The sequence below is a fragment of the Comamonas denitrificans genome (genome assembly GCF_042654745.1).
Taxonomy (GTDB): Bacteria; Pseudomonadota; Gammaproteobacteria; order Burkholderiales; family Burkholderiaceae_C; genus Comamonas; species Comamonas denitrificans.
In genome coordinates, this window is sequence record NZ_JBHSEY010000026.1 from 121,956 (window position 1) to 147,266 (window position 25,311).

Below are 25,311 nucleotides of genomic sequence, written 5' to 3' on the forward strand. Positions count from 1 at the left end.
TTAAATTACGCCGCCCGCACGGGGCGCAACCAAACAATGCAACGCTGTGCATCCAGGCCAGGCACGGTCAAAGGTTCCACGTGAAACACCTGGGCAATCTGGGCATCAAGGGCTGCGATTTCATCATCGGGCTGTTTGCCCTTCATCGCCAGCCACACCCCATCGGCCGCAATGGCCGAGCGCGACCAGGCCGTAAAGTCGGCCAGCGCAGCAAAAGCCCGGCTGCTCACCACCGCATAAGGGCCGGTCAGCGACTCCACCCGGGCATGGATGCCTGTCAAATTGGGTAAATGCAAACTGGCCGCCGCCTGCTGGATAAAGGCCGCTTTTTTGGCCACGGTATCCACGCAATGCACCGTCAGCTGCGGGCAGCAAATGGCAAACACCACGCCGGGCAAGCCGCCGCCACAGCCCACATCCAACAGCCGCGCAGCCCCAGGCTGGGTGGCCAAATGGCGCTGCAAGGCGGGCACCGCCGCCAAGCTGTCAAGCAAATGGTGGGTGAGCATTTCCTGCGGGTTGCGCACCGCCGTCAGGTTGTACACCTTGTTCCACTTTTGCAGCAGGTCTAAAAAATCCAACAAGCTTTGCTGCTGGGCGCTGCTCAAGCTCAAGCCCAAAGCCTGCACACCAGCCTGCAAGGTGGCCGCCAAATCATGATGCGACGCTGCGGGCTTCATGCCTGCACCTGCGCCACGGCAAAGCCTTTAAAGCCGCCTTTTTTCAGGTGAATCATCAGCAGCGACACCGCCGCCGGGGTCACCCCAGAAATGCGCGAGGCCTGGCCCAGGGTTTCAGGGCGGTGCTTTTGCAGCGTTTGCCGCACCTCAATCGACAGCGCAGCCACTTGCATGTAATCCAAATCGGCCGGCAGCTTCAGACTCTCGTAATGCGCCGCCCGCTGCACCTCTTCTTTTTGGCGGTCGATGTAGCCGGAATACTTGGCGGCAATCTCCACCTGCTCCACCACTGCCGCCTGCAAATCGCCCAAGGTTTCACGTGAAACATCGGCGCTGGCGTATTTGCCATCGTCCATGCCCAACAGGCTGGTGTAATCCACGCCGGGGCGGCGCAGCAGATCGAACAGGTTGTATTCGTGGTCAATGCCCTTGCCCAGCACCCGCTCGGCTTCACTCTGCGGCAGGATGCGCGGGTTCACCCACGTGGCTTTGAGCCGCTCGGTTTCACGCGCCACCGCATCGCGCTTGCGGTTGAACAAATCCCACTGGGCATCGGCCACCACGCCCAGGCTGCGCCCCACTTCGGTCAGGCGCATATCGGCGTTGTCTTCGCGCAGCTGCAAGCGGAACTCGGCCCGGCTGGTAAACATGCGGTAGGGCTCGGTCACGCCTTTGGTAATCAGGTCGTCAATCAGCACGCCCAAATACGCCTCATCGCGGCGCGGCAGCCAGGGGCCCTGGCCACGCACTTGCAGGCCGGCATTAATCCCGGCAAACATGCCCTGGGCCGCAGCCTCTTCGTAGCCGGTGGTGCCATTGATTTGCCCAGCAAAAAACAGACCTTGAATTTGGCGTGTTTCAAAACTGCTTTTCAGCTCGCGCGGATCGAAATAGTCGTACTCAATCGCATAGCCAGGGCGCAGGATGTGGGCGTTTTCCAGCCCTTTGATCGAACGCACCAGCGCGTACTGAATATCAAAGGGCAAGCTGGTCGAAATGCCGTTGGGGTAATACTCGTTGGTCGTCAGCCCTTCGGGCTCCAAGAAAATCTGGTGGCTGTCTTTGTCGGCAAAACGGTTGATTTTGTCTTCCACGCTGGGGCAATAGCGCGGCCCCACGCCTTCGATTTTGCCGGTGAACATGGGGCTGCGGTCAAAGCCGCTGCGAATGATGTCGTGCGTCTGCTGGTTGGTGTGCGTCACCCAGCACGGCATTTGCTGCGGGTGCATGCTGGCATGGCCCCGGTAGCTGAACACTGGCAGCACCCCCTCATTCACGCCGCCGGGCATGCCATCGCCGGGCTGCTCGGAGCACTGGCTAAAGTCAATGCTGCGGCCATCAATGCGCGGCGGCGTGCCCGTTTTCAAGCGGCCCTGGGGCAACTTCAATTCTTTCAAGCGTGCGGACAAGCCCATGGAAGGGGGGTCGCCCGCGCGGCCGCCTTCGTGGTTGCGCAGGCCAACGTGGATTTTTCCGTCCAAAAACGTCCCCACGGTCAGCACCACGGCACGAGCACGAAACTGGATACCAATTTGCGTCACCGCACCCACCACGCGATCGCCCTCGACCAGCAAATCATCCACGGCCTGCTGAAACAGCCACAGGTTGGGCTGGTTCTCCAGCATCTCGCGGATGGCCGCCTTGTACAAAATCCGGTCGGCCTGGGCACGGGTGGCCCGCACGGCCGGGCCTTTGGAGCTGTTCAAAATACGAAATTGAATGCCCGCTTTATCAGTCGCCAGGGCCATGGCACCGCCCATGGCATCGACCTCTTTGACCAAATGGCCTTTGCCAATCCCCCCAATCGAAGGGTTGCAACTCATTTGCCCGAGGGTTTCAATATTGTGGGTAAGCAGCAGGGTTTTACAGCCCATGCGAGCGGCGGCCAGGGCGGCCTCGGTGCCAGCGTGGCCACCACCGACCACGATGACATCAAATTCTTGGGGGTACAGCATGATTAAAAACTCCAAACCAAGGCCGCGTTGTACGGCACAGCCCTGTTGCGCCAGGGATAAAAAATAGAAAAAGGGAGGTGCGTTAAAACACTGTTGGCGCAAGAAAAACCAGCGATTTTCCCATTCTTTCGCACTTTTTGCAGATAGTGACAATGCGGCCAAGGCCTTGAAAAAGTTCTACGATGCCACGCTTATCAACCACCTTTGCCCTGCACCATGAAACTCTATTACAGCCCCGGCGCTTGCTCCCTCGCACCCCATATCGTTGCCTGCGAAGCGGGCTTGGCCGTCGAAGCCATTGTGGCCAGCACCAAAACCCACCAGCTGGCCGATGGCACCGATTTTTACACCATCAACCCGCTGGGCTACGTGCCCTTCTTGGTCTTGGACGATGGCCAAACCCTGCGCGAAGGCCCGGTCATCAGCCAATACCTGGCCGACCAAGCCCCAGACAAAGGCCTGATCGGCCCCGTGGGCAGCATGCAGCGCTACCGCGCCCTGGAATGGCTCAACTTCATTGGCACCGAATTGCACAAAGGCTTCTCGCCCTTGTTCGTGCCCGGCACCCCGGAAGACTTCAAGCCCACCGTCAAGCAGCGCCTGTTGCAACGTTTCACCTGGGTGAATGAGCAACTGGCCGGCAAAGACTATGTGCTGGGCGATGCCTTCAGCGTGGCCGATGCGTATTTGTTCACCGTCTCCAACTGGGGCAAATTTGTTGGTGTCGATTTGTCTGGGTTTGCCAACCTGCAGGCTTACCTGGCCCGCGTTGCTGCCCGCCCTGGCGTACAAGCGGCACTGAAAGCCGAGGGACTGCTGAAGTAATCCCACCCGCCACTGCATAAAAAAAGGTTCCACGTGGAACCTTTTTTTATGCCTGGCTGCCAGCAGCATCACTGCAGCAGGTAAGGTGCCGCTGCTGGCCCCGGCTGGCTGGTGGCCCGGCCCTGGCCGGCGGCCAATTTAAATTGCCCCACCACTTGGGCCAGGCGTTGCGCCTGCTCGTTCAGCGACTGGGCTGCCGCCGCAGACTGCTCGACCAAAGCGGCATTTTGCTGGGTCATTTGGTCAATATGGCCCACGGCCTGGTTCACTTCGGCAATACCGCTGGATTGCTCATTGGCGGTCGCAGTGATGTCGCGAATGATGCCCACCACCTTTTCAATGCCACTGACGATCTCTTGCATGGTCGTGCCCGCATCTTGCGCATTGCGCACCCCACCATCCACGGCGGCAACACTGGTGCCAATCAGCTTTTTAATCTCATTGGCGGCATCTGCGCTGCGGTGCGCCAAAGAGCGCACCTCCCCCGCCACCACCGCAAAGCCCCGGCCCTGCTCGCCGGCGCGGGCCGCCTCAACCGCTGCATTCAAGGCCAAGATGTTGGTCTGAAACGCAATGGAATCAATCAGGCCAATGATGTCGGCAATGCGGCGGCTGGAATCGGCAATCTCTTGCATGCTGACCACCGCCCCTTGCACCACCGCCCCGCCCTGCCCCGCTGTTTGCGAAGCCACTGCGGCCAGTTGGTTGGCCTGGCCTGCCGCATCCGCCGTTTGCTGCACCGTGCTGGTCAGCTCCTCCAGTGAAGCCACCGTTTGCTGCAAGTTGCTGGCCGTTTGCTCCGTGCGCGAAGACAAATCGGTATTGCCGCTGGCAATTTCTTGGCTCGCAATGGCAATGCTGTTGCTGGCCAATTGCACTTGCCCCACCAGCTGGGCCAAATTGCTTTGCATGGCTTGCAAATCTCTTTGCAAATCGGCCACTTCGTCTTTCCCCGTGCTATCAATGCTTTGGGTTAAATCCCCCATGGCAATGGCTTTGGCCAGTTTTTGCGCCTGGGCCAGAGGGCGGCAAATGGCCAGCATATTCATCCACGTCAGTGGCCCCACCACCAGCAAAGTGAGCAACACCGCCGCCAAAAACAGCCATTGCGCCTCATCCTTCACCGAGGCCCCTTTGGCCTCAAAGGCTTGGGCCTGTTCCTGCAATTGCATTTGCAAAGCGCCCAAGGCTTGCTGGGCAGCCAGCAGGTGTTGGTAGGGCACATTCGCCGCTTCCAAGGTTTCTTCCACACTCACATAAGGGTTGGCTTGCAAACTTTGCACCAATGGGCCAAAGCCATCGACATAGGCTTGCACCGATTGGCCCAATTTTTCAAGATTGGTTTTCTGGCTGGCCTCCATGGTTTGGCTGATTTGCTGCATCTGTCCCTGCACGGCCTGCACGCCTGCCTTCCATTGGCTATACGAATCATCCAGATTGGCACTGCGCGAGAAGGTGATGAGCACCTCTTTTTCTTTCAATTGCAACGCATCCAGTTTGCTTTGCATTTGCTGCAATTGCTGGTTTTGCTGCCAGGGCACTTGCATAAAGTCTTGGTGCAAGTCATGAATGCGCAGCATGCTCCACATGCCAACGCCACCGAGCAAACCTAACAGCAACAAGACCACGCCAATGGCGCCTTCCATCCGAAATCGAATGGTAAACATGCGTATCAAGGCCATTAAATTCATAAAAACACCTTCTTTATCGGTTTTTTTGCATAAAAACTGCGCTGGCAGATAAAAAAGTCAGGGGCTATTGACAGCCAATTTGTGAACAATTATTGCAAGAATAACGCTTGACCTTGACATGGTGCAAAGGAGCACCATCCTAGGCTTGTTGCAATATTTTGAAAGAGGAAAACCCATGGAACACATTTTTACTGTCACCGGCATGACCTGCGGCCACTGCGAACGCGCAGTGCAACAAGCCCTGCACGGGGTGGATGCCCAGGCGCACATTCAGATTGATCGCCCCGCCAACAAGGTGGTCGTGCAATCCGAGCATGCCAGCCGCGAGGCCCTGGCCGCCGCCATCGCTGAAGAAGGCTATGCCGTCGCCTAAACCGTGGACCTGGCCGGTTCCCATTGGCACAGCGGCAACGCGGGCAGGGGTATCGGCACGGATGGTGCGCCATTACGAGGCGCTGGGGCTGCTCCCCGAAGTGGCCCGCACCGACAGCGGCTACCGCCAGTACACCGCCAACGATGTGCACACCCTGCGCTTTATCCGCCGCTGCCGCGATTTGGGCTTTTCTATAGAAGAAATCCGCCAACTCTTGGCCCTGTGGCGCGACAAACTGCGGGCCAGCGCCCAGGTCAAGCACATTGCCCAGGCACACATCCACCAACTCAACGAACGCATCGCCGCCATGCAAGCCATGCAGCGCAGCCTGCAAGCGCTGGTGTCCTGCTGCAAAGGCGACGAACGCCCGGACTGCCCCATCCTGGACGATTTGGGCTCACCGCTTTAAAGCGCCCCGCCCACCCCTTTAAATTTCTCCACAAACGCGGCGATCTTCTGAAACACGGTTTGCTTTTTGGTCAGGTACTGCGGGTTCAGCGGACTCATTTTGGGCAGCACCGCATTCAGCTCGGTGCCGTTGTCGCTGGCAAATTCGCGTTTAAGAGAGGTGCTGATGTAGCGCTTGGCCGCAGCGGCATTGAGCTGTTCCTCATCAATCAAGGCTTGGGCTTCGCGCTGTAGCTCGGCCTGGGCAAACGTAAAAAACGCTTCAATCACGCTGGCTTTGTCGCCAATGGGGTCTAAGTTGGTCTGCTGGATAAAGTCCACCACCAACCCTTCTTTGGCGCGGTTGCCAATGCTGGCGCGGATTGCGCGGCGCACATCTTCCAGCAGCGCTGTTTTGTCTTGGCGTTGTTGGTTGTTTTCAAAAATCAAACCCAAGATGTAATCCAGATTGATCTCTTGGGATTTGAGCAAATCCACCTCAAACACCACATCGCTCCAATCAATGGTGGAGGCAGCCTTGTCTTCCCCCTGCTTCTGCCCGCGCTGCCAGTCGCGCACGTCGTTGTAGGTAGAGCGGTAATCCTGCACCTTGCGCTCAGGCGGCAGGGTGACGGCTTGCAGCGCCTGCACATCCTCATCGCTCAGATAGTGCTGGGCCTTGAACGCCTCCACGGCGGCGGCATCGGTCAAATCCACCTGCTGCAAAGCCTTCAGGCTGGCAAATTCATCGTAGTTTTGCAGCACGTTTTCCAGGCGCAAATACTCGCCAAACAGCTTGGCAAAGGCTTTTTTGTCGGCCTCCGTTTCAATCGCTGCCGGGTCAGGAAAGCGCTCTTCTAGCTCTTGCACCACCTCGATAAAGCCCCGCCGAGCCACTCCCGTGGCGATATCGGTAAAGCCTTCCATGTACTCCTGGTAGCTTTTCTCCAGCACCACGTTTTTGGTGTTTTTGTCGCCAAACAAGGTGATGGCATCCACCGTGGCCTGCTCCAAATCGCGAAAGGTGACGATGTTGCCAAAGGTCTTGGTCGCGTCATAAATGCGGTTGGTGCGCGAATACGCCTGCATCAGCCCGTGGTAGCGCAGGTTTTTATCGACAAACAGCGTGTTCAGCCGGGGCGCATCAAAACCTGTGAGGAACATGCCCACCACGATCAGCAAATCAATCTCTTGGGCTTTCACCTGCTTGGCCAGATCGCGGTAATAGTTTTGAAAGCCGTTGCTATCCACGCTGAAATTGGTTTTGAACAGCGCGTTGTAATCCGCAATGGCGGCATCCAAAAACTCCTTGGCGCTGCGGTTCATGGCCGAGGTGTCCAGGCTTTCATCCTGAATATCGCCAATGGCATCCTGCTCTTCATTGGCGGCAAACGAGAAGATGGTCGCCACGCGCAGCGGCTTGTCATTGCCGGTTTGCAGTGCTTTGAAGCACTCGTAATACGCCTTGGCCGCATCCACACTGCTGACCGCAAACATGGCGTTAAAGCCCTTGGCGCCGGGGTGCAGGCGGTGGGTTTTTTGGCGGTAGTGGGTCAGGATGTACTGCGCAATCTCGCGAATACGCTCCGGGTGCAGCAGGGCCTGCTTGTTTTCAAAGGCGCTCAGTTTCTTTTCGTCCTGCTCGCTTTCAATGGCCTTGAACTGCGGGCGCACATCGTTGTAGTCCACCTTGAACTTGAGCACCTTCTCATCGCGAATCGCATCGGTAATCACATACGCATGCAGCTCGCGGCCAAACACGCTGGCCGTCGTTTCGGCCCCCAGGGCGTTTTGCGGAAAGATGGGCGTGCCGGTAAAACCAAACTGGCAAAACCGCTTGAATTTTTTCTTCAGGTTTTTCTGCGCCTCACCAAACTGGCTGCGGTGGCACTCGTCAAAAATAAACACCACCTGCTTGCCGTAAATGGGCAGATCGGCCTCGCTCTTCATCAGGTTGTTGAGCTTTTGGATGGTGGTGACAATGATTTTGTTGTCGTCCTTGTCCAAATTGCGCTTTAAGCCCGCCGTGCTGTCCGAACCATTAACGCTATCGGGCGAAAACCGCTGGTACTCCTTCATGGTCTGGTAGTCCAGGTCTTTGCGGTCCACCACAAAAAACACCTTGTCAATAAAGTCCAGCGCAGTAGCCAGCCGCGCCGCCTTAAAGCTGGTCAGTGTTTTGCCGGAACCAGTGGTGTGCCAAACAAAGCCGCCACTTTCCACGGTGCTCCAGTTTTTGGCCTCAAAGCTGCTTTTGATCTTCCACAAAATGCGCTCCGTGGCGGCAATCTGGTAGGGGCGCATCACCAACAACGTATCGCTGACATCAAACACCGAATAATGCAGCAGCACATTCAGCAAGGTGTGCTTTTGCAAAAAAGTGGCGGTAAAGTCTTTTAAATCTTTAATCAGCGTATTGTCTGACTTGGCCCAGTGCATGGTGAAATCAAAGCTGTTTTTATTGCGCTGGGTGGTATTGGCAAAGTAACGGCTGTCCGTGCCATTCGAGATCACAAACAACTGCAGGTATTTGAACAGCGAGTTATCGCTGTTAAAGCTCTCTTTGCTGTAGCGGTGTACTTGGTTGAACGCTTCGCGAATGGCCACACCGCGCTTCTTTAATTCCACCTGCACCAGTGGCAAGCCATTGACCAAAATCGTCACGTCATAGCGGTTGGCATGGCTGCCGGTTTGCTCAAAATGCTTAATCACCTGCAGCTTGTTGCGGGCAATGTGCTTTTTGTCGAACAGATAAATATTTTGAATGTGGCCATCGTCAAACACAAAGTCATGCACATAGTCGTCATGCACTTTGCGCGTTTTGTCCACAATGCCTTCGCTGGGCTTGTCCAGCCAGTTGCTCACAAAGCGCTGCCATTCCGCATCCGTAAACTGCACATTGTTCAGCGCCTGCAATTGCACGCGCACATTGGCCAGCAGCTTTTCCGGCGCATTCAGGCCAGGCACAAACTCATAGCCTTGGTTCACCAAATCTTGAATTAGCTCACGCTCTAGGGCTTCTTCGGTTTGGTAGCCTTCGGCCGCTTTCCATTCTGCAGTGTATTTATCCAGAACAATAAAGTTTTTGGATTCGGCAATGGTTTTATAGTCGGTCATCGGCTATTCCTTGGTATTGTGGGCTGGGTGCAGGCTATCTATCGTCCAGTGCAAGGGATTATCAATAATGTATTGCCGAATACGATTTAACGATTCTTCATCACGGATAATATGTTCCCAATAATTGCGCTGCCATAATTTTTTGTTGAATGGCGGCCATTGCTGATTTTTAACGCCCCGGATGTATTCGTTGGTTGTCATTGTTTTAAACCATTGCACCAGGCGCTGTAGGGGCGAACCTGTGTGTTCGCCCTTTTTTATGCCGTCTGGGTAGATATTGCTGGGGTGGATATTTCCATGGCAGACACGCAGGTCTGCCCCTACGGTGACGACAATAAAATGCACATGGTTGGGCATACAAACAAATGCATCACACTGAATATCTGGAAATTTATTTTCCAATTCAATAGACCATCGTTCTACCATTTTCCCTGCCTCATTCAATCGCATTTCACCATCAAGAGGCTCACCGAACAAACAAGTACGATCCTGGGTGCAGATCGTAACGAAATACGCCCCAGCCTGCGAATAATCGTACCCCCGCAACCGAATGGAGCGGCGGTGATGAATAGCAGGGTCAAATATCATGTTGTTTATTCGTCCGTATTTATTGCGGTAGCAGGGGCAGAATCCCGTAGGGGCGAACCCGTGTGTTCGCCCTGCCCCCATACCCATGGTCTATGGCACCGGGCGGGTGTCTGGGGTACAAGGGCAGACACGCAGGTCTGCCCCTACGGGCTGGCCGTGCATGTTCGTTCAACCATCCGTAGGGGCGAACCTGTGTGTTCGCCCTGCCCGCATACCCATGGTCTATGGCACCGGGCGGGTGTCTGGGGTACAAGGGCAGACACGCAGGTCTGCCCCCCTACGGGTTGGCCCCGTGCATGTTCGTTCAACCATCCGTAGGGGCGAACCTGTGTGTTCGCCCTGCCCCCATACCCATGGTCTATGGCACCGGGCGGGTGTCTGGGGTACAAGGGCAGACACGCAGGTCTGCCCCTACGGGTTGGCCGTGCATGTTCGTTCAACCATCCGTAGGGGCGAACCCGTGTGTTCGCCCTGCCCGCATACCCATGGTCTATGGCACCGGGCGGGTGTCTGGGGTACAAGGGCAGACACGCAGGTCTGCCCCTACGGGTTGGCCCCGTGCATGTTCGTTCAACCATCCGTAGGGGCGAACCTGTGTGTTCGCCCTGCCCGCATACCTCTACGGGTTTTGTTAAATAAAAACAATAGCTGCTTGCGCAGGCACAGCAAGCGCTAGAGGCCAAAAACATGCATAAAATTCCCTGCCACTCAGGCTTTATTCAGCTTGCGCAGCGGGAAAGCTCAACAGCTTGTCGCGGTAATAGGCGTATTGTTTTTGGCGCAGCTCTATTTCACGGGGCAAGCCTTCAGTGAGGGAGGATGTTAAAGCGTCGAATTTATCAAGTAGTGTTGCAATCTGCTTTTGCTCAGAGATAGTTGGAATAGGCAAAGGTAAGGTTTTAATGATGTCTGCATTCAAATTACTAACTGAACCGCTGTTGATCTTGCTTACCCAGTAGTTCTGAACTGCATTCGATGCGAGATAGTGATACAAATAATCAGAGTTTAGTGTTTTGCTGAAGCCACTGATAGATGCCCATCCATCGTGGATAGCCCCTTTAATATTCAAAATATAAGGTCTCCCAAAACTCATGGAGTTGGATATTATAAAATCACCCTTATTAAGAATACGGGACATTTTTGCGCCTGTCGTCGTAATCTTTTGAGCGGTGCCGTTTACATATTTTGAACCGGGTGAAGTGTCGCCAATCTTGATCCAAGGTACACCATCTGCATCATCAGTTATATATTTTGCAATTGGTCTAGGAGATGCCCCGCGCTGGATATTGGCCACCTCCCCAAAAGTCCTCCACTCCACCTCCCCCTCCTCAAAACTCAACAACTTATCCCGGTAATAGTCATATTGCTTTTTACGCGCGGTAAGCTCAGCGGTAAGCTCAGCGGTATGGGCGGTCATTGCGTCCAGAATGCGAACGATTTCAGCCTGGATTTCAAGGGATTTTTTGGGGTTTTTGGGGCAGGGGATGGGGATTTTTAAGCTTTGAATTTTCCCAACGGCCAAACCTGGCTGAGCAGATTTAGATGCATATTGGTTAAGATTCATCATTGTCAGTAGATGAAATGCCCAATCAAGATTTATAGCCCGTTTTGAGCTCACTACAACTGCATGTTCCGTTGCATAAAACTTACCATCAGTGCGTTGAACATTGCCACACAAAGCCCCCTGCCGACCGATAAGCAAATATTTTCCGTCATGACTGTTATATTTGACAAAGCCGCGAACTCCATTTCCACCGAAACAAGGGTATTGATATTCGTCGTCTGGATAATCATTTATGTTGCTAGCTGAAATGTGTTGTCCTGCACGCATATTCAGAACTTCATTGATAGCCGTCCATTCAACTTCCACCCCATCCAGCAGCTTTTCCATAAAACCCATTTCACGCATCGTCGTTCTCCTTGGGCGCATCCGGCGCTGCCGCTGGCAATAGCGGTTTTTCTGGGGCTTGCTGCGTGCCCAGTTGTTTGGCATTGCGGGGGCTGACCACTTTGCGCCCCGTGCTTTTTTCCAATTGCAGGCGGGCGGCCTTGGCCGTTTGTGCGCCCACCTGGGCCAGCCAGAGCTTGAAGGGTTCAGCCTTGGGGGAGGGGATGGACTGAACAATGCGCAAAAGCTGCTCCGTACTGGCTGCCAAGGTTTTACGCAGCTTGCCTGATTCGGTCTGCATAGCTACCTGGGGACAATTTGTCCCCAGGTAGCTGCCCAGCAACGCATCGCGTTTACGCAGTTTTTTTAAGTAGTCCGTTGGGTTTGTGCTTTCTGTTAAAGCACCAATCACATCCACCACAGAAAACCACCAAGTCTGTGCTTCGTCATCCCATTGAGAACGAATCCGGTTGGACTCAAACAATTTGATCTTGCTGGGTGCGTCGCTCATGCCGGCTGCTCCTCGCCTTCTATCTCCGCCACGATGGCATCAATCTCTGCACGCAGTTGGGTAATCTTGGCCACCGTGGTTTTCAGTTCGGCATTGAGCTGGGCAATGTCCACCACTTCGCGGGTGTCTTTGGCCTCGACATAGCTGCTGACCGACAGGTTGTAGTCGTTGGCGGCAATTTTTTCCAGGGGCACCGATTGGGCGAAGTGCTCCACGTTGGCCTTGCTGTCAAACACGGCCATGATTTGCGCCATGTGCTCATCCAGCAGCACGTTGTTGTTGGTCTCTTTTTTGAACAAACCGCTGGCATCAACAAACTGGGTGGTGGTATCCATCTTGTGTTTGGACAGCACCAGGATGTTCACGGCAATGGTGGTGCCAAAAAACAGATTGGGCGCCAGGGCAATCACGCTTTCTACATAGTTGTTATCAATCAGGTATTTGCGGATTTTTTGCTCCGCCCCGCCCCGGTAGAAGATGCCCGGAAAGCACACAATCGCCGCCCGCCCTTTGCCAGACAGGTAGCTGAGCGCGTGCATCACAAACGCCATGTCGGCCTTGGACTTGGGGGCCAGCACGCCGGCCGGGGCAAAGCGGTCGTCGTTGATCAGCGTGGGGTCGTCGCTGCCAATCCATTTCACCGAGTACGGCGGGTTGGAGACGATGGCATCAAACGGCTCGTCGTAAGCAAACTGGGGGTTTTCCAGGGTGTCGCCCAGCGCGATGTTGAATTTGTCGTAATTCACATCGTGCAAAAACATGTTCATCCGCGCCAGGTTGTACGTGGTGTGGTTGAGTTCTTGCCCAAAAAAACCGTCTTCAATGATGTGCGCGTCAAAGTGTTTTTTGGCCTGCAGCAGCAGCGATCCCGATCCGCAGGCCGGGTCATAAATTTTGTTGATGCGGGTTTGCTTGTGCATGGCCAGCTGCGCAATCAGCTTGGAGACGTGCTGGGGCGTAAAAAACTCGCCCCCCGATTTGCCCGCATTGGCAGCGTAGTTGGAGATCAAAAACTCATACGCATCGCCAAATAGGTCAATTTGGTTGTCGCCAAACTCGCCAAAATTGAGCTCGGCCACGCCCTTGAGCACCGCCGCCAAGCGCCGGTTTTTGTCGGCCACGGTGTTGCCCAGGCGGTTGCTGGTGGTGTCAAAGTCGGCAAACAGCCCTTGGATGTCGTGCTCGGAGGGGTAGCCCTGGGCAGAGGCTTCGATGGATTTAAAAATGTCTGCCAGCTGCGTGTTCAAGCTGTCGTTGGTGTTGGCCGTGGCCGCCACATTGGCAAACAACTGGCTGGGGTAGATGAAGTAGCCCTTGGTTTTGATGGCGTCATCACGAATGTCGGGCGTGATGACGGCATCGTTCAGCTTGGCGTATTGAATGCTGTCATCGCCGCCCTCGATGTAACTGGCAAAGTTCTCGCTGATAAAGCGGTAGAACAGCGTGCCCAGTACGTATTGCTTGAAGTCCCAGCCATCGACGGCCCCCCGGACATCGTTGGCAATTTGCCAAATGCGGCGTTGTAGTTCTGCGCGTTGTTGTGTGCTGGTCATGGTGATGGATGGGTGTCAAAACTTAAAACGGCGCATCGTTCGGCGCAGTGTCCACGGGGGCTTGGCCTGGCCCGGTGGTGATATTGGTGGTGTCCTTGCCTTGGCGCGGTGGGGTTTTAGCGGGTGCCGTGGGGGGTGCGGCCGTGGTGTTTTCCATGGCCTCTAAGCCCAGGCTGCGCCCTTCGCCGTCCAAAGCGGCGAGCAAGTCGGGCACCAGCAAGCGCAGCTCGCCCGTGGCGATGGCCATATCGGCATCCAGGCCGCCCTCGTCTTGGCCCTCGCTTTGTACGGGCTCTTGAAAAATAATTTTCTTCAGCTGCAGCGCTTCGGTCAGCACAAAACTGACGCGCCCCTGCCAGGTCATGGCCAGTTGGGTGGGCAGCTTGCCGTGCGCAATATGGGTGCGCACTTCGTCAATATCCAAAGGGTGGCGGGTGTAGCGCACCACGGCTTTGCTGTCATCGCTGGCTTTGAGCTCGCAGCTTTGGTCAATCGAAAATTCCGCCGGGGCCTCGTGCGTTAGCAGCCACTGCGCCATAGCCGCCTGAGGGCTGGTGCGGGTGTCAATCAAGGCCAGGGCCAAGCCCGGTACATGCTCGACCAAGCTGCTGACCACGGCATCGGCCTTGGTCTGGGCGCTGGCATCGACCACCAGCAAATGCGCCTGCGGGTCAATCCACACCCAGACGCTGCTTTGCTTGGTAAATGCCTGGGGCAGCAAGTCCAGCCGGGCTTCTTCTTTGAGATCGCGCTGCTCTTTTTTGCCGGGTTTGCGGCCCGATTCACGTTCAATGGCGCTGCACTTGTCCTGCACCCGTTGCTGCACCACGCTGGCCGGGAGGATTTTGCTTTCGCTGTGAAAGCGCAGCAGCCACTGCCCGCCAATGCTTTCCACCAAGGCCCCATGGGCTTCGCCCCGGGGGGGCACCCAGCCATCAGACACTTCTTGGGTGGCCGAACAAGGGCTGAACAGCGCTTGTTGCAACGCCTGCTCCACCGCCACCAAATCGCCTTGCCATTGCGCCGCGATGCGGTACATCACCATGTTTTTAAACATATTGCTTTATAAAAAAAATAGCTACTTGCGCTTTATTGGTAAGCGTTTTTGCCTGTTTTCATTCAAATTAAATAGGCTTTGCGCTACTTTACCTAAGCGCCGCAAAGCCACACCAAAACCTTACATGCGCCCGACACACTAGCGGCCATGCACTGCCCGAAAGCTGAAATTGTTTTTTCTGGCAGCTTTTATTCTCTCTTGTCCCTGCTTTGAAAGGATGGATCATGAACCGCACGTCTGTACTGCGCCTGGCCGCTATGGTCAGTTTTTCTGGCCTGCTGGCCACCACAGCCATGGCCCAAGCCAGCCCCGCTGCTGCACCTGCAGCCCAAACCCAAACCCAAACCCAAACCCAAGCGCCAGCGCCGCATGAGCGCTTTGCCCAGCATCAGGCTGAGCGCCACGCACGGCACCAAGAAAAGCAGCAGCAGCACTGGGAGCGCCAGAAAAATCTTTTGCAGCTGCAACCCCAGCAACAAGCCCAGTGGGAGGCTTATGTGGCCGCCATGCAACCGCCACCCCGCGTGGCCCCGGCCAAACATCCGAAAGACATGAACACCTTAGAGCGCTTGGACTGGAAGGCCCAAATGCGCACCAGCCACCAAAAACACGCCGAACGACGTGACCAGGCGACGCGCAGCTTTTACGCCAGCTTGAATGCGCAGCAGCAAAAAGCCTTTGACAGCCTGCCCCACGCAGGGCGCGGCCAGATGGGCAAGCACCGGGGTGACTGGCGCTAACGCGGCAGCGGGTGTCATTTTTAACAGGCCTTCGGGCCTGTTTTTTTATGCCCTTTTTCCAAAAATTCGTGTGGATAAGCCTGTGGTGTGTTGGCGATCAACTACCGCCTTGTCCACAGAGAAAAAATTTTTTAGCCATCTACCCACATTCCGGGTACCGCCGCCAGCCGTGCTGACCCCAGGCTTTGACCAAGCGTAAGCCATTGAAATTTAAAAAATAGTGAGGGTTATGCACAAAAACAGCGGGCCTTACTATTACTACTATCTATCAATATTAAATATAAAGAATAGTTGTGGCAGCCAACACCCCAGCCGTGCTGGCCTTGTTTTGCGCACGCCAGACAGAAAACGGCCAGTTGCTGTGCAGCAATGGCTATCCACAGCCTGAAAATTGCAACAAAACTATTTATTTTCAATAACTTGCTTTGATTTTTTGACCGCACGGGCCTGTGCATCGTTGAGCGAACAACCTTGGGTTATCCACAAAATTTTCACGATCTTGAATATTGTTCAGCCCTTGTTCCTGCGCAAACAGGGCCCAGGCCCCCATGGTTGGCGGCGCGCTAATGCAATGAAAAAAATAAAAAAAACAGGCTTATCCACAAAAAGACAAGCCTTACTACTATTACCTACTAAATATTTAAAATAAATAAAATAAAACTAGCAAAACGCTGAACAGAAAAATGTTCAAAACAACGCGGTGCTGTGAAAACACTTTGAATAATCTGTGTAAATAACGAAAAGAAAAATATTTTTCAGTGGAATTGCTTGTAAAACCAAGGTTTCTTGCTATTTTTTTTGAAAAAATTAATTGTGCGCAAGCTGTGCAAAACGCTGCTGGAACGAAAAATCAGGCAAGCTTTTTTGAATTTGCTGGCCATAACTGGTGACACACAGCCGCCGGTCATAGCAATACACCTGGGCCTGGTCGTGCTCGGTGCGAATGGCTCGCCCAACCCATTGCGCCAAGCGGATGGCGGTGGCCGGAACGACCAAATCGGTAAACGGATTGCGCCCGCTGCTGCGCAACCATTCGGCCCGGGCCTCTCCCACAGGGTCGTCTGGGGGGGCAAAGGGCAGTTTGGTGATGAACAGGCTGGCGCACAACGCGCCGGGCAGGTCCAGCCCTTCGCCAAACGATTGCATGCCAAAAATGATTGACGCTTGCCCGGCTTCAACCTGCTCGCGGTGCTTGTTGAGCAGCGCAAACCGCGGCATGGTGTTTTGCACCAGGACTTTGGAGCGCAGGGCACTGGGCAAGGCATCCACAGCCTGGCGCATTTGCTCTTTCGATGTGAATAACACCAAGGCCCCGGTCTGCACGCTGGCCAAGTCGTGCAGCAAGGTGTGCACCATCTCTTGGGTAAAGGGGCCGGCGTGCTTGGGGTCGGCCTGGGTGTGGTGGGCCCACAGCACGCCTTGGCTGGGGTAGTCAAAGGGGCTGGCCACTTCCAAGGTGGCCAGTGTGGGCAGGTCGTGCAGCCCCACTTCGCGCAGAAAAAAATCAAAACTGCCGCAACTGGTCAGCGTGGCCGAGGTCAGCACCCCGCCGCGCACTTGGCTCCACAAATGCTGGCGCAGCGTGCTGCCGGGCAGGATCGGGCTGGCGTGGGCTTGCAGAGCGATCCATTCGCCATCCATTTCCAGGGTGAACCATTTGGCGGCAGGGGCTTGGCCGGGGGCGGGGGTGTGCAGCAGCAGCTCGGTGGTGGCAAAAACCGCTTCCAGGCGTGGGGCCAGGCTGCCCAATTGCGCGTACAGGGCGGCCAAGCGCGGGGCTTCGTCCGGGGTTTCTTTGATGGTGCTGCGCAGGGCCTTGGCAATGGCGCGCAAAACGTCCAGCAAGCCCGTGCTGTGCGCCAAGACGGCCTCCAGCGGCGGCAGGAGCGCTTCGGGCAGCACGCCCCGGGGGATGCGGGCACTGGCCGGGCCAAAGCGCGCCTCGGGGCTTTTCAGGGTTTCGCCGTACTGCGCCATGGCGGCCTGGGCCAGTTGCCCCATGGCTTGGCGCAAGCCGCTGCTGTGCTGCGGGATGTCGGCAATTTCTTCCACTTCCAGCAGCTGGCCAATGCGCAAGGCCCGGCTGGTGAGCTTGTCCAGCCACTGCAGGCGGGACAAATCCATGCTGTTGGCAAATTGCGCCAGGGCGGTGGCGGGCAGGTGGTGGGCCTCGTCCAGCACCAGCAGGCAGTTGTCCAGCTCGGGCAGCAGGCGTGCGCCCAGGGAGGACAGCAGCAGGTCGTGATTGACGACGATGACCTGGGCGGCGACCAACTCTTTGCGCCGCTCGTAGTAGCTGCAGCTTTGGAACGCCGGGCAATGCCGCCCGGTGCAGGAGCTGCCTTCGGCGGCCACGGGGCTCCAGGCTTCGGGGGCGGGGGGCGTGTCCAGGCTGTCGCGGTCGCCGTCCCAGCGGCCTTGGGCCAGGGCCTCGGCCATGCTGGCGTAGAACTGTTGCTGGGCTTGGCGTTCGGCCTGGGCCACCGGCTTGGTTGGCAAGGTTTCGCCAAATAAATCATCGGCTTCTTCGGGGTACAAATCGCTGGAGCCGACCAGGCGCTCAAGCTTGAGCTGGCACACAAAGCGCCCCCGCCCTTTGGCCAGGGCATAGCGAAACGGCTGGCCCAAATGTGCGGCCAGGGCGGGCAAGTCTTTGTTTACCAGCTGCTCTTGCAGCGCCACGGTGGCGGTGGAGATCACCACCCGCGTGCCCCGCTGCAGGGCCATGGCAATGGCCGGGGCGCTGTAGGCCAGGGATTTGCCCACGCCGGTGCCCGCTTGGATGACGGCGATAGAGGGGGCCACCGCAGTGTTAGGGGTGCTGTCTTCGCCCTCGGTGGGTTTGCCCAAGTGGGCGTGGGCAAAGGTGTGGGCCACTTGGGCGGCCATCTCCCGCTGGCCAGCGCGGGGCCGCAAATGGGCTTGGGCGGCGACCACGTTGTCAAAGGCCTGGAGGGCGTGCGTGGCCCATGCGGAAGTGCTCATAAGGGGAGGGAAAAACAAAAAATTCGACCCTGTGGGCCGATTTATAAAGATTGAAACAGAAGTTGTCGTAGCAAATTTTATGGTGTTTTATTTATGCAGTATTTTTGGCACCCAAAACCCATACCAGTGCAGTGTGGAGCGATATGCAAAATGCTGTGGATGTTTTGGCCAACAGCTTTTTTTAAAACATGAAAAAACCTTATCAACACGCTGTGTAGAACTGAAAATTTCTTTTCAAAAACCCGGCCAGCAAGCAAGTTACACAGCATGAAAAACAGCCTTCATTTAATAATAAAAAATACAAAATAAAGATTTTAAAAATAAGGCTTGCCGTATTTTGTATTTTTAAATACTGATCAAGCCATCCAACCACGCCCGCTTGGCGGCATCGCTACACTAGGCCCCCTCTTCCTGGCCCTTTGGTGCGGGGGAATTTGTCGTTGATGGATGCGAAAGGCGCTTGTTGTTATGTATGCCGCGTTTGGTTGGGTGGATGCCCTGGTGTTGGGGCTGGTGCAGGGCCTGACGGAATTTCTTCCCATTTCTTCCAGCGCGCATTTGCGCATCCTGGGGCCGCTGTTGCCGGGGGGCGGCGATCCGGGGGCGGCCTTCACCGCCATTACCCAGCTGGGCACCGAGCTGGCGGTGCTGATTTACTTTCGCCGCGATGTAACGCGCATGCTGCTGGCCTGGTGGCGCAGCCTGCCGCGCTTGGGGCGCGAGGCGCTGAGCGTGGATGCCAAGGTGGCCTGGCTGGTGATTTTGGGCACCATTCCGATTTGTGTGCTGGGGCTGCTGCTGCGCGACTTGATTGAGACGACGTTTCGCACCCTGTTGCTTACGGCCATCATGCTGATTGTGTTTGGCGTGATTTTGGCCTGGGCCGAAAGGCGTGGCAGCCAAACGCGCAGCATCGCCCAGCTGACCGTGAAAGATGGCCTGCTGCTGGGCTTGGCCCAGGCGATGGCCTTGATTCCGGGGGTGTCGCGCTCGGGCGGCACGATTACGGTGGGCTTGCTGCTGGGGCTGACGCGCGATGCTGCGGCGCGGTTTTCTTTTTTGCTGGCCATTCCGGCGGTGCTGCTGTCGGGCTTTTACATGCTGTTGTTCAAGCGCGAGCCCATGAGTGGCGAGCAATGGGCCATGACGCTGGTGGCCACGGGCGTGGCGTTTGCGGTGGGCTATGCGGTCATCGTCTGGTTCATGCGGCTGATTTCGACCAAGGGCTTTGGCGTGTTTGTGGTGTACCGCATCGTGCTGGGCAGTTTGCTGCTGCTGGGCCTGGGCGCTGGGGTGGTGCAGTAATTTTGTGAAAGCCTCACCATGCAAGTGCTGATATTGCTTGGGCTGATTGTGTTGAATGGCCTGTTTGCCATGGCCGAGATTGCCTTGGTGACGGCCCGCAAGGCACGGCTGCAAAAATACCTGGATGAGGGGGACCGTGCGGCCGCCGCCGCCTTGGCGCTGGGCGAACACCCCACGCGCTTTCTCTCGACAATTCAAATTGGCATTACCTCGATTGGCGTGCTCAATGGCGTGTTTGGCGAGGCGGCCTTGGCCCAGCCCATGGCGCAGTGGCTGCAAGCGCACGCGGGTCTGTCAGCCAGCACCGCCAGCACGGTGGGCACGGCCGTGGCGGTGGTGGGGATTACTTATTTATCCATCGTCATTGGCGAGCTGGTGCCCAAGCGCCTGGGCCAGTCCAACCCCGAGGCCATCGCCCGGCTGGTGGCCCGCCCGATTCAGTGGCTGGCGCAGGTGACGCGGCCTTTTGTGGTCTTGCTCTCGCTTTCTACCCAAGGCGTGCTGCGCCTGCTGGGGGTGCGCGAGACGGCGGAGCAAGCGGTCACCGAGGAAGAAATCCACGCGGTTTTGGCCGAGGGCACCACCTCCGGCGCGATTGAGGCGCACGAGCACCGCATGGTGCGCAACCTGTTTCGGCTGGACGATCGGCAGATTTCCTCGCTGATGGTGCCGCGCTCAGACGTGGTGTGCCTGGACATCAACGACAGTTTTGAAACCCATTTGGCGCTGATTGCGGCGCATGGGCACACGCGCTTTCCGGTGATTGATGGCAATCTGGAAAAAATTCTGGGCGTGCTCAATATCCGCCAATGGCTGCTGCACGTCATTCAAAACCAAAGCCCGCGCAGCCTGGCGCAATTTCAGGCGCTGTGGGAAAAGCCGGTGTACATCCCCGAGACCATCACCGGCTTGGAGCTGTTGGAAAATTTCAAAGCCTGCGGGGCGCGTCTGTCGTTTGTGATTGATGAGTACGGCGAGGTGCTGGGCGTGGTGGATTTGCGCGATCTGATTGAGGCCATCACCGGCGAATTTGTCCCGGAAGACCCCGCCGATGCCTGGGCCGTGCAGCGCAGCGATGGCAGCTGGCTGCTTGATGGCCACATTCCTATTTTTGAGCTCAAAGACCGCCTGGGGCTGAAGCACCTGCCCGAGGAAGACAAGGGCCGCTACCAAACCCTGAGCGGCATGCTCATGCTGCTCACAGGCCGCCTGCCGACGGAAACTGACAAGGTCGTTTGGCAGGGCTGGGAGTTTGAGGTGGTCGATATGGACGGCAAGATCATCGACAAAGTGCAAGCCGTGCAGTTGCCCATGCCCCAGGAGGGTGATTTAAATTAATAGCTTGAAGCGCTTTTAAATAAACGTTTTTTATGATTTTTTAATAAAAAACGACGTATAAAAAGCGCTAAATGCTATAGTTTATTTTAATTCCGGGGTGGCTGTGCCACGCTTGCAGCAGGCGCTCGGCTTGGTCAATCGGTTGGGGTTTGGCAAACAGATAGCCCTGAGAACGTGTTCACGATCTCCTCATGGGTGTGCGGGCGCGGCTTCGGGCGGTCTGCGTCGTTGCAAATCCTCGCAATAGCCAAGCTATTGCTGTGGTTTGCGCCTCGCAACCCATCCCGAACCGCATCCCCCGCACCTTCATTCGAGATCATGAACACGTTCTGAAACAGGTCGCAGCCGTGGGTGCTCAAAAAGGCGTGCTGCGCTTCGGTCTCAACCCCTTCGGCAATCACCTCCAGCCCCAGCGAGCGCCCCATGGCGATGATGGTTTGCACAATGGCCGCATCGTTGCTGTCGTTGGTAATGTCGCGCACAAAGCCTTGCTCGATTTTGAGTTGGTCCAGCGGCAGGCGCTTGAGGTATTGCAGCGAGGAGTAGCCGGTGCCAAAGTCGTCCATGGAAAAACGCACGCCCAGGGCGCGCAGCTGGGCCATTTTTTCGATGGTGTTTTCCACCTCCTCCAGCACCACGCTTTCGGTCAGCTCCAGCTTCAGGCGCTGCGCGGGCGCACCGCTGGTGGCGATGGCCTGGCAGACCTGCTGCACAAAGTCAGGCTGGCGAAACTGCTTGGCGCTGACATTGACGGCGATGCTCAACGCGGCCAAATGGGGCTGCTGCGCCCAGGCGTGCAGTTGTTGGCAAGCGCCCTGCAGCACCCACAGGCCGATGGGCAAGATCAGGTCGCTGGCCTCGGCCAGGGGAATGAATTCGCCGGGCGAGACCATGCCGCGCTGCGGGTGCTGCCAGCGCAACAGCACCTCGGCCCCGCAGGCGCGGCCTTGGCCATCGACTTGCAGTTGGTAGAACAAGCGCAACTGCTCGCCGGCAATGGCTTGGCGCAAGTCGTTTTCCAGGTGCAGGCGGGCCTCGATGCGGGCTTGGGTGTCGGGGTCAAAAAAGCGCACCAGGCCGCGTCCAGCGGTCTTGGCCTGGTACATGGCCGCTTCGGCGTGCTGCAGCGGCAGGTCAAGATTGCCCAAGGGGGCCTGGAACAGGGTGATGCCGATGCTGGCGCTGATGTAGTGGGTGGTGTGCTGCAGCTGCAGCGGCTCGGCCAGGGCGCTTTGCATGGCCTCGGCCATGCGCTCGGCCTGGGCTGCGGTGTTGGTGGCAGCGTGGCCCAGGCCGGTGAGCAGTACCGCAAAGCTGTTGCTGCCAGTGCGTGCCAGCACTTCACAGCCCTGGGTGGTGGTGCGCAGGCGCTGGGCCACGGCTTGCAAAACCTGGTCGCCCACCTGGTGGCCGCAGGAGTCGTTGATGTGCTGAAAGCCGTCCAAATCCAGCGCCAGCAGTGCCAGCGGGGCGTGGCGGGTCAGCGCCTGCTGCAGGCGTTCGCGCAGCAGGCGGCGGTTGGGCAATTGCGTCAGGGAGTCGTAAAACAGCAGCTCCAAGGCTTGCTCTTCGGCCTGGTGCTGGCGTTGCAAGGCACGGCGAAAGGCCAGCACCGCACCGGCCAGTTGCTGCACCGGGCCATGGCTTTGTTGGTGCAGTTTTGGATGTGCAGCAAGTTGGGCTGGCTGTGCGGCGCATGCACCATTTGCACCAGCGCATCGGCAATGCTTTGCATGCGCAGGCTGGTGCGCCGGGCCAGCCAGTAGCTGGCGGCCAGGGCCAGCACCAGCCCACCCAGGCCAATGGCCCCCATGCGTTGCGCCAGTTGCTGGTGGGTTTGGCTTTGCTGCGCATTGCGCTGCAGGGCGCGGTCCGTCAGGCGCTACTCAATGCGGGCGGCGAAGAGGGCAAAGTCGTTGTAGTGGCGCTGTGCTTGCGCCCAAAAACGGCTGGCCACGCGCGGATCGACCGCCAGGACATCGGTGCTCATGATGACAAAGCGGCGGTAGTTTTCAAACTCGCGCAGCAAACCGGCCGCGCTGCCGTGGTTGGCCTCTTGCACCAGTGTGGATTGGGCCAGCTGGGCCACTTACTGGCCCAGGGTATGCAGGTCGTTGGCAATGCCGCTGTGGATGCGGTAGAGCTGCAATTCGTCCAGGCTGGCATCTTGGGCCCCGCTGAAGGCTTGCTCCATGCGCTGCTGGATTTGCCCCAGGTCGGCGGCAAATTGGCTGGCGTTGTGTAGCACCTGCAGGTCAGCGTATTGCGCCTGTTGGGTGAGCTCAAATTGCTGGTTGAGCTGGCTTTGCGTGGTGTAAATCAGCACCAATGCGACCAAGGCCACCAGGAAAAAAGGCAACAGCAACAGGCGCAGCAGGTGGTGGGGGGTTTTCATAATGGGGCCAGCTGGCGCAGCAGCGCGGGCCAGTGGCGCGGCTCAATGCTGGCCAGGTATTCAAAACCCACCGGGTGTTGCGTGCCCAGGGGCCGAAACAGGAGCACGCCGCCCTCGGGCGGGAGGTGGTCCATGAGTTCGGCAATGTTGGGGCCATGCGCGATGACCACGCGGTTGTGCCCGGCGCTGGCCACCGGCAACGAAATCCAGTGGCGCGTGCGCTGCACGGCGGGCTGCTTTTCAGCGTCCGGCATGGCGGCGGTGTAGCGCAGCGCCGGGTCGATGGTGCCGGGGCGGTTGAACACCAGCAGGGCGCTTTCTTGCACCCGGCAAAACGGGCTGATGATGAGCTCGGCGTACGGCAGTTGCAGCTTGGCAAAGTCGCGGCCAATGGTTTTGAGCAGCGCCCGCCCGGCCTCGGACAGGGGGCTGGCTGTCGCAGTTGTCCAGTTGCAGCGGCAATTGGTCGGGGCGGTGCGCATCGCTGGGGCCGTGGCGCATATACACCACCAAGCCGCCTTGGCGCAGTTGCTCAACATGCGCAGCGGTGGCTGCGGTGGGGCCGGCAGCCTGGGCATTGGCGCAGAGCGTTACGCTGAGGAGGAGAAGGTAAAAGCTGCGCAGCATGTAAGGGGATGAAAAGTCTGGTAATTGCGCCGAAGTTTACGGTAGTTCCCCCAAAAATAGGAATAAAAGTGGCCTGACGATGGCTCCCTTTGCACACCCCCTTCGCACCTTCCCTGCGTACATACCCCTGCTGCCAATGCCAGTGCCGCCGGGGCCAGTGAGCACACGCGGCGCAGACTTTGCATCATGGGCGCACCGATGGTTGAGGAGTTGCCGATGTCCTGCCCCACTGTGTTGCCTGCTACCGATTTTTCTGAGCTGCTGGGGCGGCGCGTGCCCGTGGTGGCTGCGCCGTCTGGGGATGCCACGGTGGTACACGGGGTGGGCTGGGATGCAAATGGCGAGCCGGTGTGGCAAGCCTGCCTGGGCGTGCAGTGGCACAGCGCACAGACCCGCCCGTGCGAAAAACGCCTATGGGTGCTTGCGCAGTCGCGTTCTGCTTGGCAGGCCCTGCAGGCGCAAGAAGCGGGCGCTGCTGCGGTGGTGGTGCCTGCGGACGAATTGCCAACCGCCTTGGCGGTGCTGGGCATTCCCGTGGTGGCCGATGGCCTTGCCGATGGGCGCAGCCTGGTGCAAGCGCTTGACCTGGGGGCGCACGGCGGCTGCCTGGCTGCGGCTGCCCAGCCCTTGGCCCACGTGCTGGCAGAAGCCAACCGCCTGTGGCCGATGTTTGCCGCCTCCAGCGCCGAGCTGGCCTCTCCCGTCTGCTACGCGCCTGAATTTGAACGCGAGCGCAACGCGCCGCTGGTGGCACAGCTCAACGCCGTGCTGGCCCAAGAGCGCACCCTGGCCCGCGCAGCAGTGTATATCCCGCAATTGGGCGCAGACCACCTGCGCACCACCCTGGCCGCCTGCGCCGCTTTGCGCCAAAGCGTGCGTGCTTTGGAGGCCGTGGCCTGCACCCGCAGTTTGGATTGGTACACGGCGGTGCGGCACGCCCCGGCCAGTGACCGCCTGGCGCTGTGGCAAGCCCAATGGCAGCAGGTGCAAAACCAGTGGGAAAAAATGGCAAAAACCCTTATCCCACTGATGGATAACGCTAGCGTTTTAGAAAGTGTTTATGCCCAGCGCAGCCTTGCGCTACGCCCCCCGCCAGCAGGCGCCGATGGAGGCATTGAGCGCCAGCACCGAAGTATTGGCCGCGCTGACTGTGCCTGAATGGGGCGCTGCCTGGGTGCTTGGCACGCTGGGCGAATGGGCGAGCCCATGGGGGAGTCAGGCAGTGGGCTAGCCCGGATATTTCACGCATGTAGCCAACGGCGTGCGCAGCGGGGCATCGCGGCGCGGATTTGAGCG

General features: G+C 57.6%; 23 protein-coding genes. 8 read left to right on the plus strand and 15 right to left on the minus strand.

Going from position 1 to position 25,311, the window contains the following annotated elements:
- Positions 1 to 5: 5 nt before the first annotated feature.
- Positions 6 to 680, minus strand: a complete 675-nt coding sequence (gene rsmG, locus ACFO24_RS06800) for a 16S rRNA (guanine(527)-N(7))-methyltransferase RsmG (protein WP_377737641.1) — start codon at positions 678 to 680, stop codon at positions 6 to 8.
- A complete protein-coding gene (mnmG, locus tag ACFO24_RS06805) occupies positions 677 to 2,635 on the minus strand; it encodes a tRNA uridine-5-carboxymethylaminomethyl(34) synthesis enzyme MnmG (RefSeq protein WP_207575429.1) in 1,959 nt (652 codons plus the stop codon). The genes rsmG and mnmG overlap by 4 nt, the downstream gene beginning before the upstream one ends.
- Positions 2,636 to 2,851: 216 nt before the next feature.
- On the opposite strand from mnmG, the gene gstA reads away from it, so the two are divergent.
- Entirely contained in the window at positions 2,852 to 3,460 is a 609-nt protein-coding gene (gstA, locus tag ACFO24_RS06810; RefSeq protein ID WP_207575430.1) for a glutathione transferase GstA, read from the plus strand.
- A gap of 68 nt (positions 3,461 to 3,528) precedes the next feature.
- Here the strand turns inward: gstA and ACFO24_RS06815 are convergent, their stop codons facing one another.
- Entirely contained in the window at positions 3,529 to 5,151 is a 1,623-nt protein-coding gene (locus tag ACFO24_RS06815; RefSeq protein ID WP_417286495.1) for a methyl-accepting chemotaxis protein, read from the minus strand.
- Between the two features lie 175 nt (positions 5,152 to 5,326).
- Here ACFO24_RS06815 and ACFO24_RS06820 point away from each other — a divergent pair, with 175 nt between their 5' ends.
- Both ACFO24_RS06820 and cueR read left to right on the plus strand, forming a co-directional pair.
- Entirely contained in the window at positions 5,327 to 5,524 is a 198-nt protein-coding gene (locus tag ACFO24_RS06820) for a heavy-metal-associated domain-containing protein (RefSeq protein WP_207575432.1), read from the plus strand.
- Positions 5,511 to 5,933: a Cu(I)-responsive transcriptional regulator gene (gene cueR, locus ACFO24_RS06825; protein ID WP_377737643.1), complete on the plus strand. Its 423-nt coding sequence runs from the start codon at positions 5,511 to 5,513 to the stop codon at positions 5,931 to 5,933. The genes ACFO24_RS06820 and cueR overlap by 14 nt, the downstream gene beginning before the upstream one ends.
- Here the strand turns inward: cueR and ACFO24_RS06830 are convergent.
- The 6 genes from ACFO24_RS06830 to ACFO24_RS06855 form a co-directional block, all read right to left on the minus strand.
- Entirely contained in the window at positions 5,930 to 9,028 is a 3,099-nt protein-coding gene (locus ACFO24_RS06830; protein ID WP_377737644.1) for an HsdR family type I site-specific deoxyribonuclease, read from the minus strand. The two genes, cueR and ACFO24_RS06830, sit on opposite strands and share 4 nt — an antisense overlap.
- 3 nt (positions 9,029 to 9,031) lie before the next feature.
- Entirely contained in the window at positions 9,032 to 9,505 is a 474-nt protein-coding gene (locus ACFO24_RS06835; RefSeq protein ID WP_377737645.1) for a transposase, read from the minus strand.
- Positions 9,506 to 10,331: 826 nt separating this feature from the next.
- Positions 10,332 to 11,525 (minus strand): restriction endonuclease subunit S, encoded by a 1,194-nt coding sequence (locus ACFO24_RS06840; RefSeq protein ID WP_377737646.1) that lies wholly within the window; start codon positions 11,523 to 11,525, stop codon positions 10,332 to 10,334.
- Positions 11,518 to 12,015 carry a BRO-N domain-containing protein gene (locus ACFO24_RS06845; RefSeq protein ID WP_377737647.1) on the minus strand — a complete coding sequence of 166 codons (498 nt, stop codon included), beginning with the start codon at positions 12,013 to 12,015 and terminating at the stop codon, positions 11,518 to 11,520. Before ACFO24_RS06845 ends, ACFO24_RS06840 begins: the two co-directional genes overlap by 8 nt.
- Entirely contained in the window at positions 12,012 to 13,568 is a 1,557-nt protein-coding gene (locus ACFO24_RS06850; protein ID WP_377737648.1) for a type I restriction-modification system subunit M, read from the minus strand. The genes ACFO24_RS06845 and ACFO24_RS06850 overlap by 4 nt, the downstream gene beginning before the upstream one ends.
- Positions 13,569 to 13,590: 22 nt before the next feature.
- A complete protein-coding gene (locus tag ACFO24_RS06855) occupies positions 13,591 to 14,625 on the minus strand; it encodes a recombination-associated protein RdgC (protein ID WP_377737650.1) in 1,035 nt (344 codons plus the stop codon).
- A gap of 224 nt (positions 14,626 to 14,849) precedes the next feature.
- Between ACFO24_RS06855 and ACFO24_RS06860 the strand changes: the two genes are divergently transcribed.
- Entirely contained in the window at positions 14,850 to 15,365 is a 516-nt protein-coding gene (locus ACFO24_RS06860) for a Spy/CpxP family protein refolding chaperone (protein ID WP_377737651.1), read from the plus strand.
- Between the two features lie 807 nt (positions 15,366 to 16,172).
- Here the strand turns inward: ACFO24_RS06860 and dinG are convergent.
- Positions 16,173 to 18,350, minus strand: a complete 2,178-nt coding sequence (gene dinG, locus ACFO24_RS06865; RefSeq protein ID WP_377737652.1) for an ATP-dependent DNA helicase DinG — start codon at positions 18,348 to 18,350, stop codon at positions 16,173 to 16,175.
- Between dinG and ACFO24_RS06870 the strand changes: the two genes are divergently transcribed.
- The 3 genes from ACFO24_RS06870 to ACFO24_RS06880 all read left to right on the plus strand — a co-directional run bounded on the left by ACFO24_RS06870 (position 18,328) and on the right by ACFO24_RS06880 (position 20,993).
- Positions 18,328 to 18,621 carry a hypothetical protein gene (locus tag ACFO24_RS06870; RefSeq protein ID WP_377737653.1) on the plus strand — a complete coding sequence of 98 codons (294 nt, stop codon included), beginning with the start codon at positions 18,328 to 18,330 and terminating at the stop codon, positions 18,619 to 18,621. The genes dinG and ACFO24_RS06870 overlap by 23 nt on opposite strands.
- A gap of 197 nt (positions 18,622 to 18,818) precedes the next feature.
- On the plus strand, positions 18,819 to 19,655 hold the full coding sequence (locus ACFO24_RS06875) for an undecaprenyl-diphosphate phosphatase (RefSeq protein WP_377737654.1): 837 nt from the start codon (positions 18,819 to 18,821) through the stop codon (positions 19,653 to 19,655).
- A gap of 18 nt (positions 19,656 to 19,673) precedes the next feature.
- Positions 19,674 to 20,993 carry a hemolysin family protein gene (locus tag ACFO24_RS06880; RefSeq protein WP_377737656.1) on the plus strand — a complete coding sequence of 440 codons (1,320 nt, stop codon included), beginning with the start codon at positions 19,674 to 19,676 and terminating at the stop codon, positions 20,991 to 20,993.
- 134 nt (positions 20,994 to 21,127) lie between these two features.
- Here the strand turns inward: ACFO24_RS06880 and ACFO24_RS06885 are convergent, their stop codons facing one another.
- The 5 genes from ACFO24_RS06885 to ACFO24_RS06905 all read right to left on the minus strand — a co-directional run bounded on the left by ACFO24_RS06885 (position 21,128) and on the right by ACFO24_RS06905 (position 23,966).
- The gene (locus ACFO24_RS06885; RefSeq protein ID WP_377737657.1) at positions 21,128 to 22,627 is read right to left on the minus strand and encodes a putative bifunctional diguanylate cyclase/phosphodiesterase; all 1,500 of its coding nucleotides are present in this window, start codon (positions 22,625 to 22,627) and stop codon (positions 21,128 to 21,130) included.
- Positions 22,525 to 22,806: a hypothetical protein gene (locus ACFO24_RS06890; RefSeq protein WP_377737658.1), complete on the minus strand. Its 282-nt coding sequence runs from the start codon at positions 22,804 to 22,806 to the stop codon at positions 22,525 to 22,527. Before ACFO24_RS06890 ends, ACFO24_RS06885 begins: the two co-directional genes overlap by 103 nt.
- Positions 22,807 to 22,875: 69 nt before the next feature.
- Entirely contained in the window at positions 22,876 to 23,082 is a 207-nt protein-coding gene (locus ACFO24_RS06895; RefSeq protein ID WP_377737659.1) for a hypothetical protein, read from the minus strand.
- Complete coding sequence (locus tag ACFO24_RS06900) at positions 23,083 to 23,388, minus strand: hypothetical protein (protein WP_377737660.1); 306 nt, start codon at positions 23,386 to 23,388, stop codon at positions 23,083 to 23,085.
- Complete coding sequence (locus tag ACFO24_RS06905; protein WP_377737661.1) at positions 23,385 to 23,966, minus strand: histidine phosphatase family protein; 582 nt, start codon at positions 23,964 to 23,966, stop codon at positions 23,385 to 23,387. The genes ACFO24_RS06900 and ACFO24_RS06905 overlap by 4 nt, the downstream gene beginning before the upstream one ends.
- A 265-nt stretch (positions 23,967 to 24,231) precedes the next feature.
- Here ACFO24_RS06905 and ACFO24_RS06910 point away from each other — a divergent pair, with 265 nt between their 5' ends.
- Positions 24,232 to 25,173 carry a hypothetical protein gene (locus ACFO24_RS06910; protein WP_377737662.1) on the plus strand — a complete coding sequence of 314 codons (942 nt, stop codon included), beginning with the start codon at positions 24,232 to 24,234 and terminating at the stop codon, positions 25,171 to 25,173.
- Positions 25,174 to 25,311: the final 138 nt, after the last annotated feature.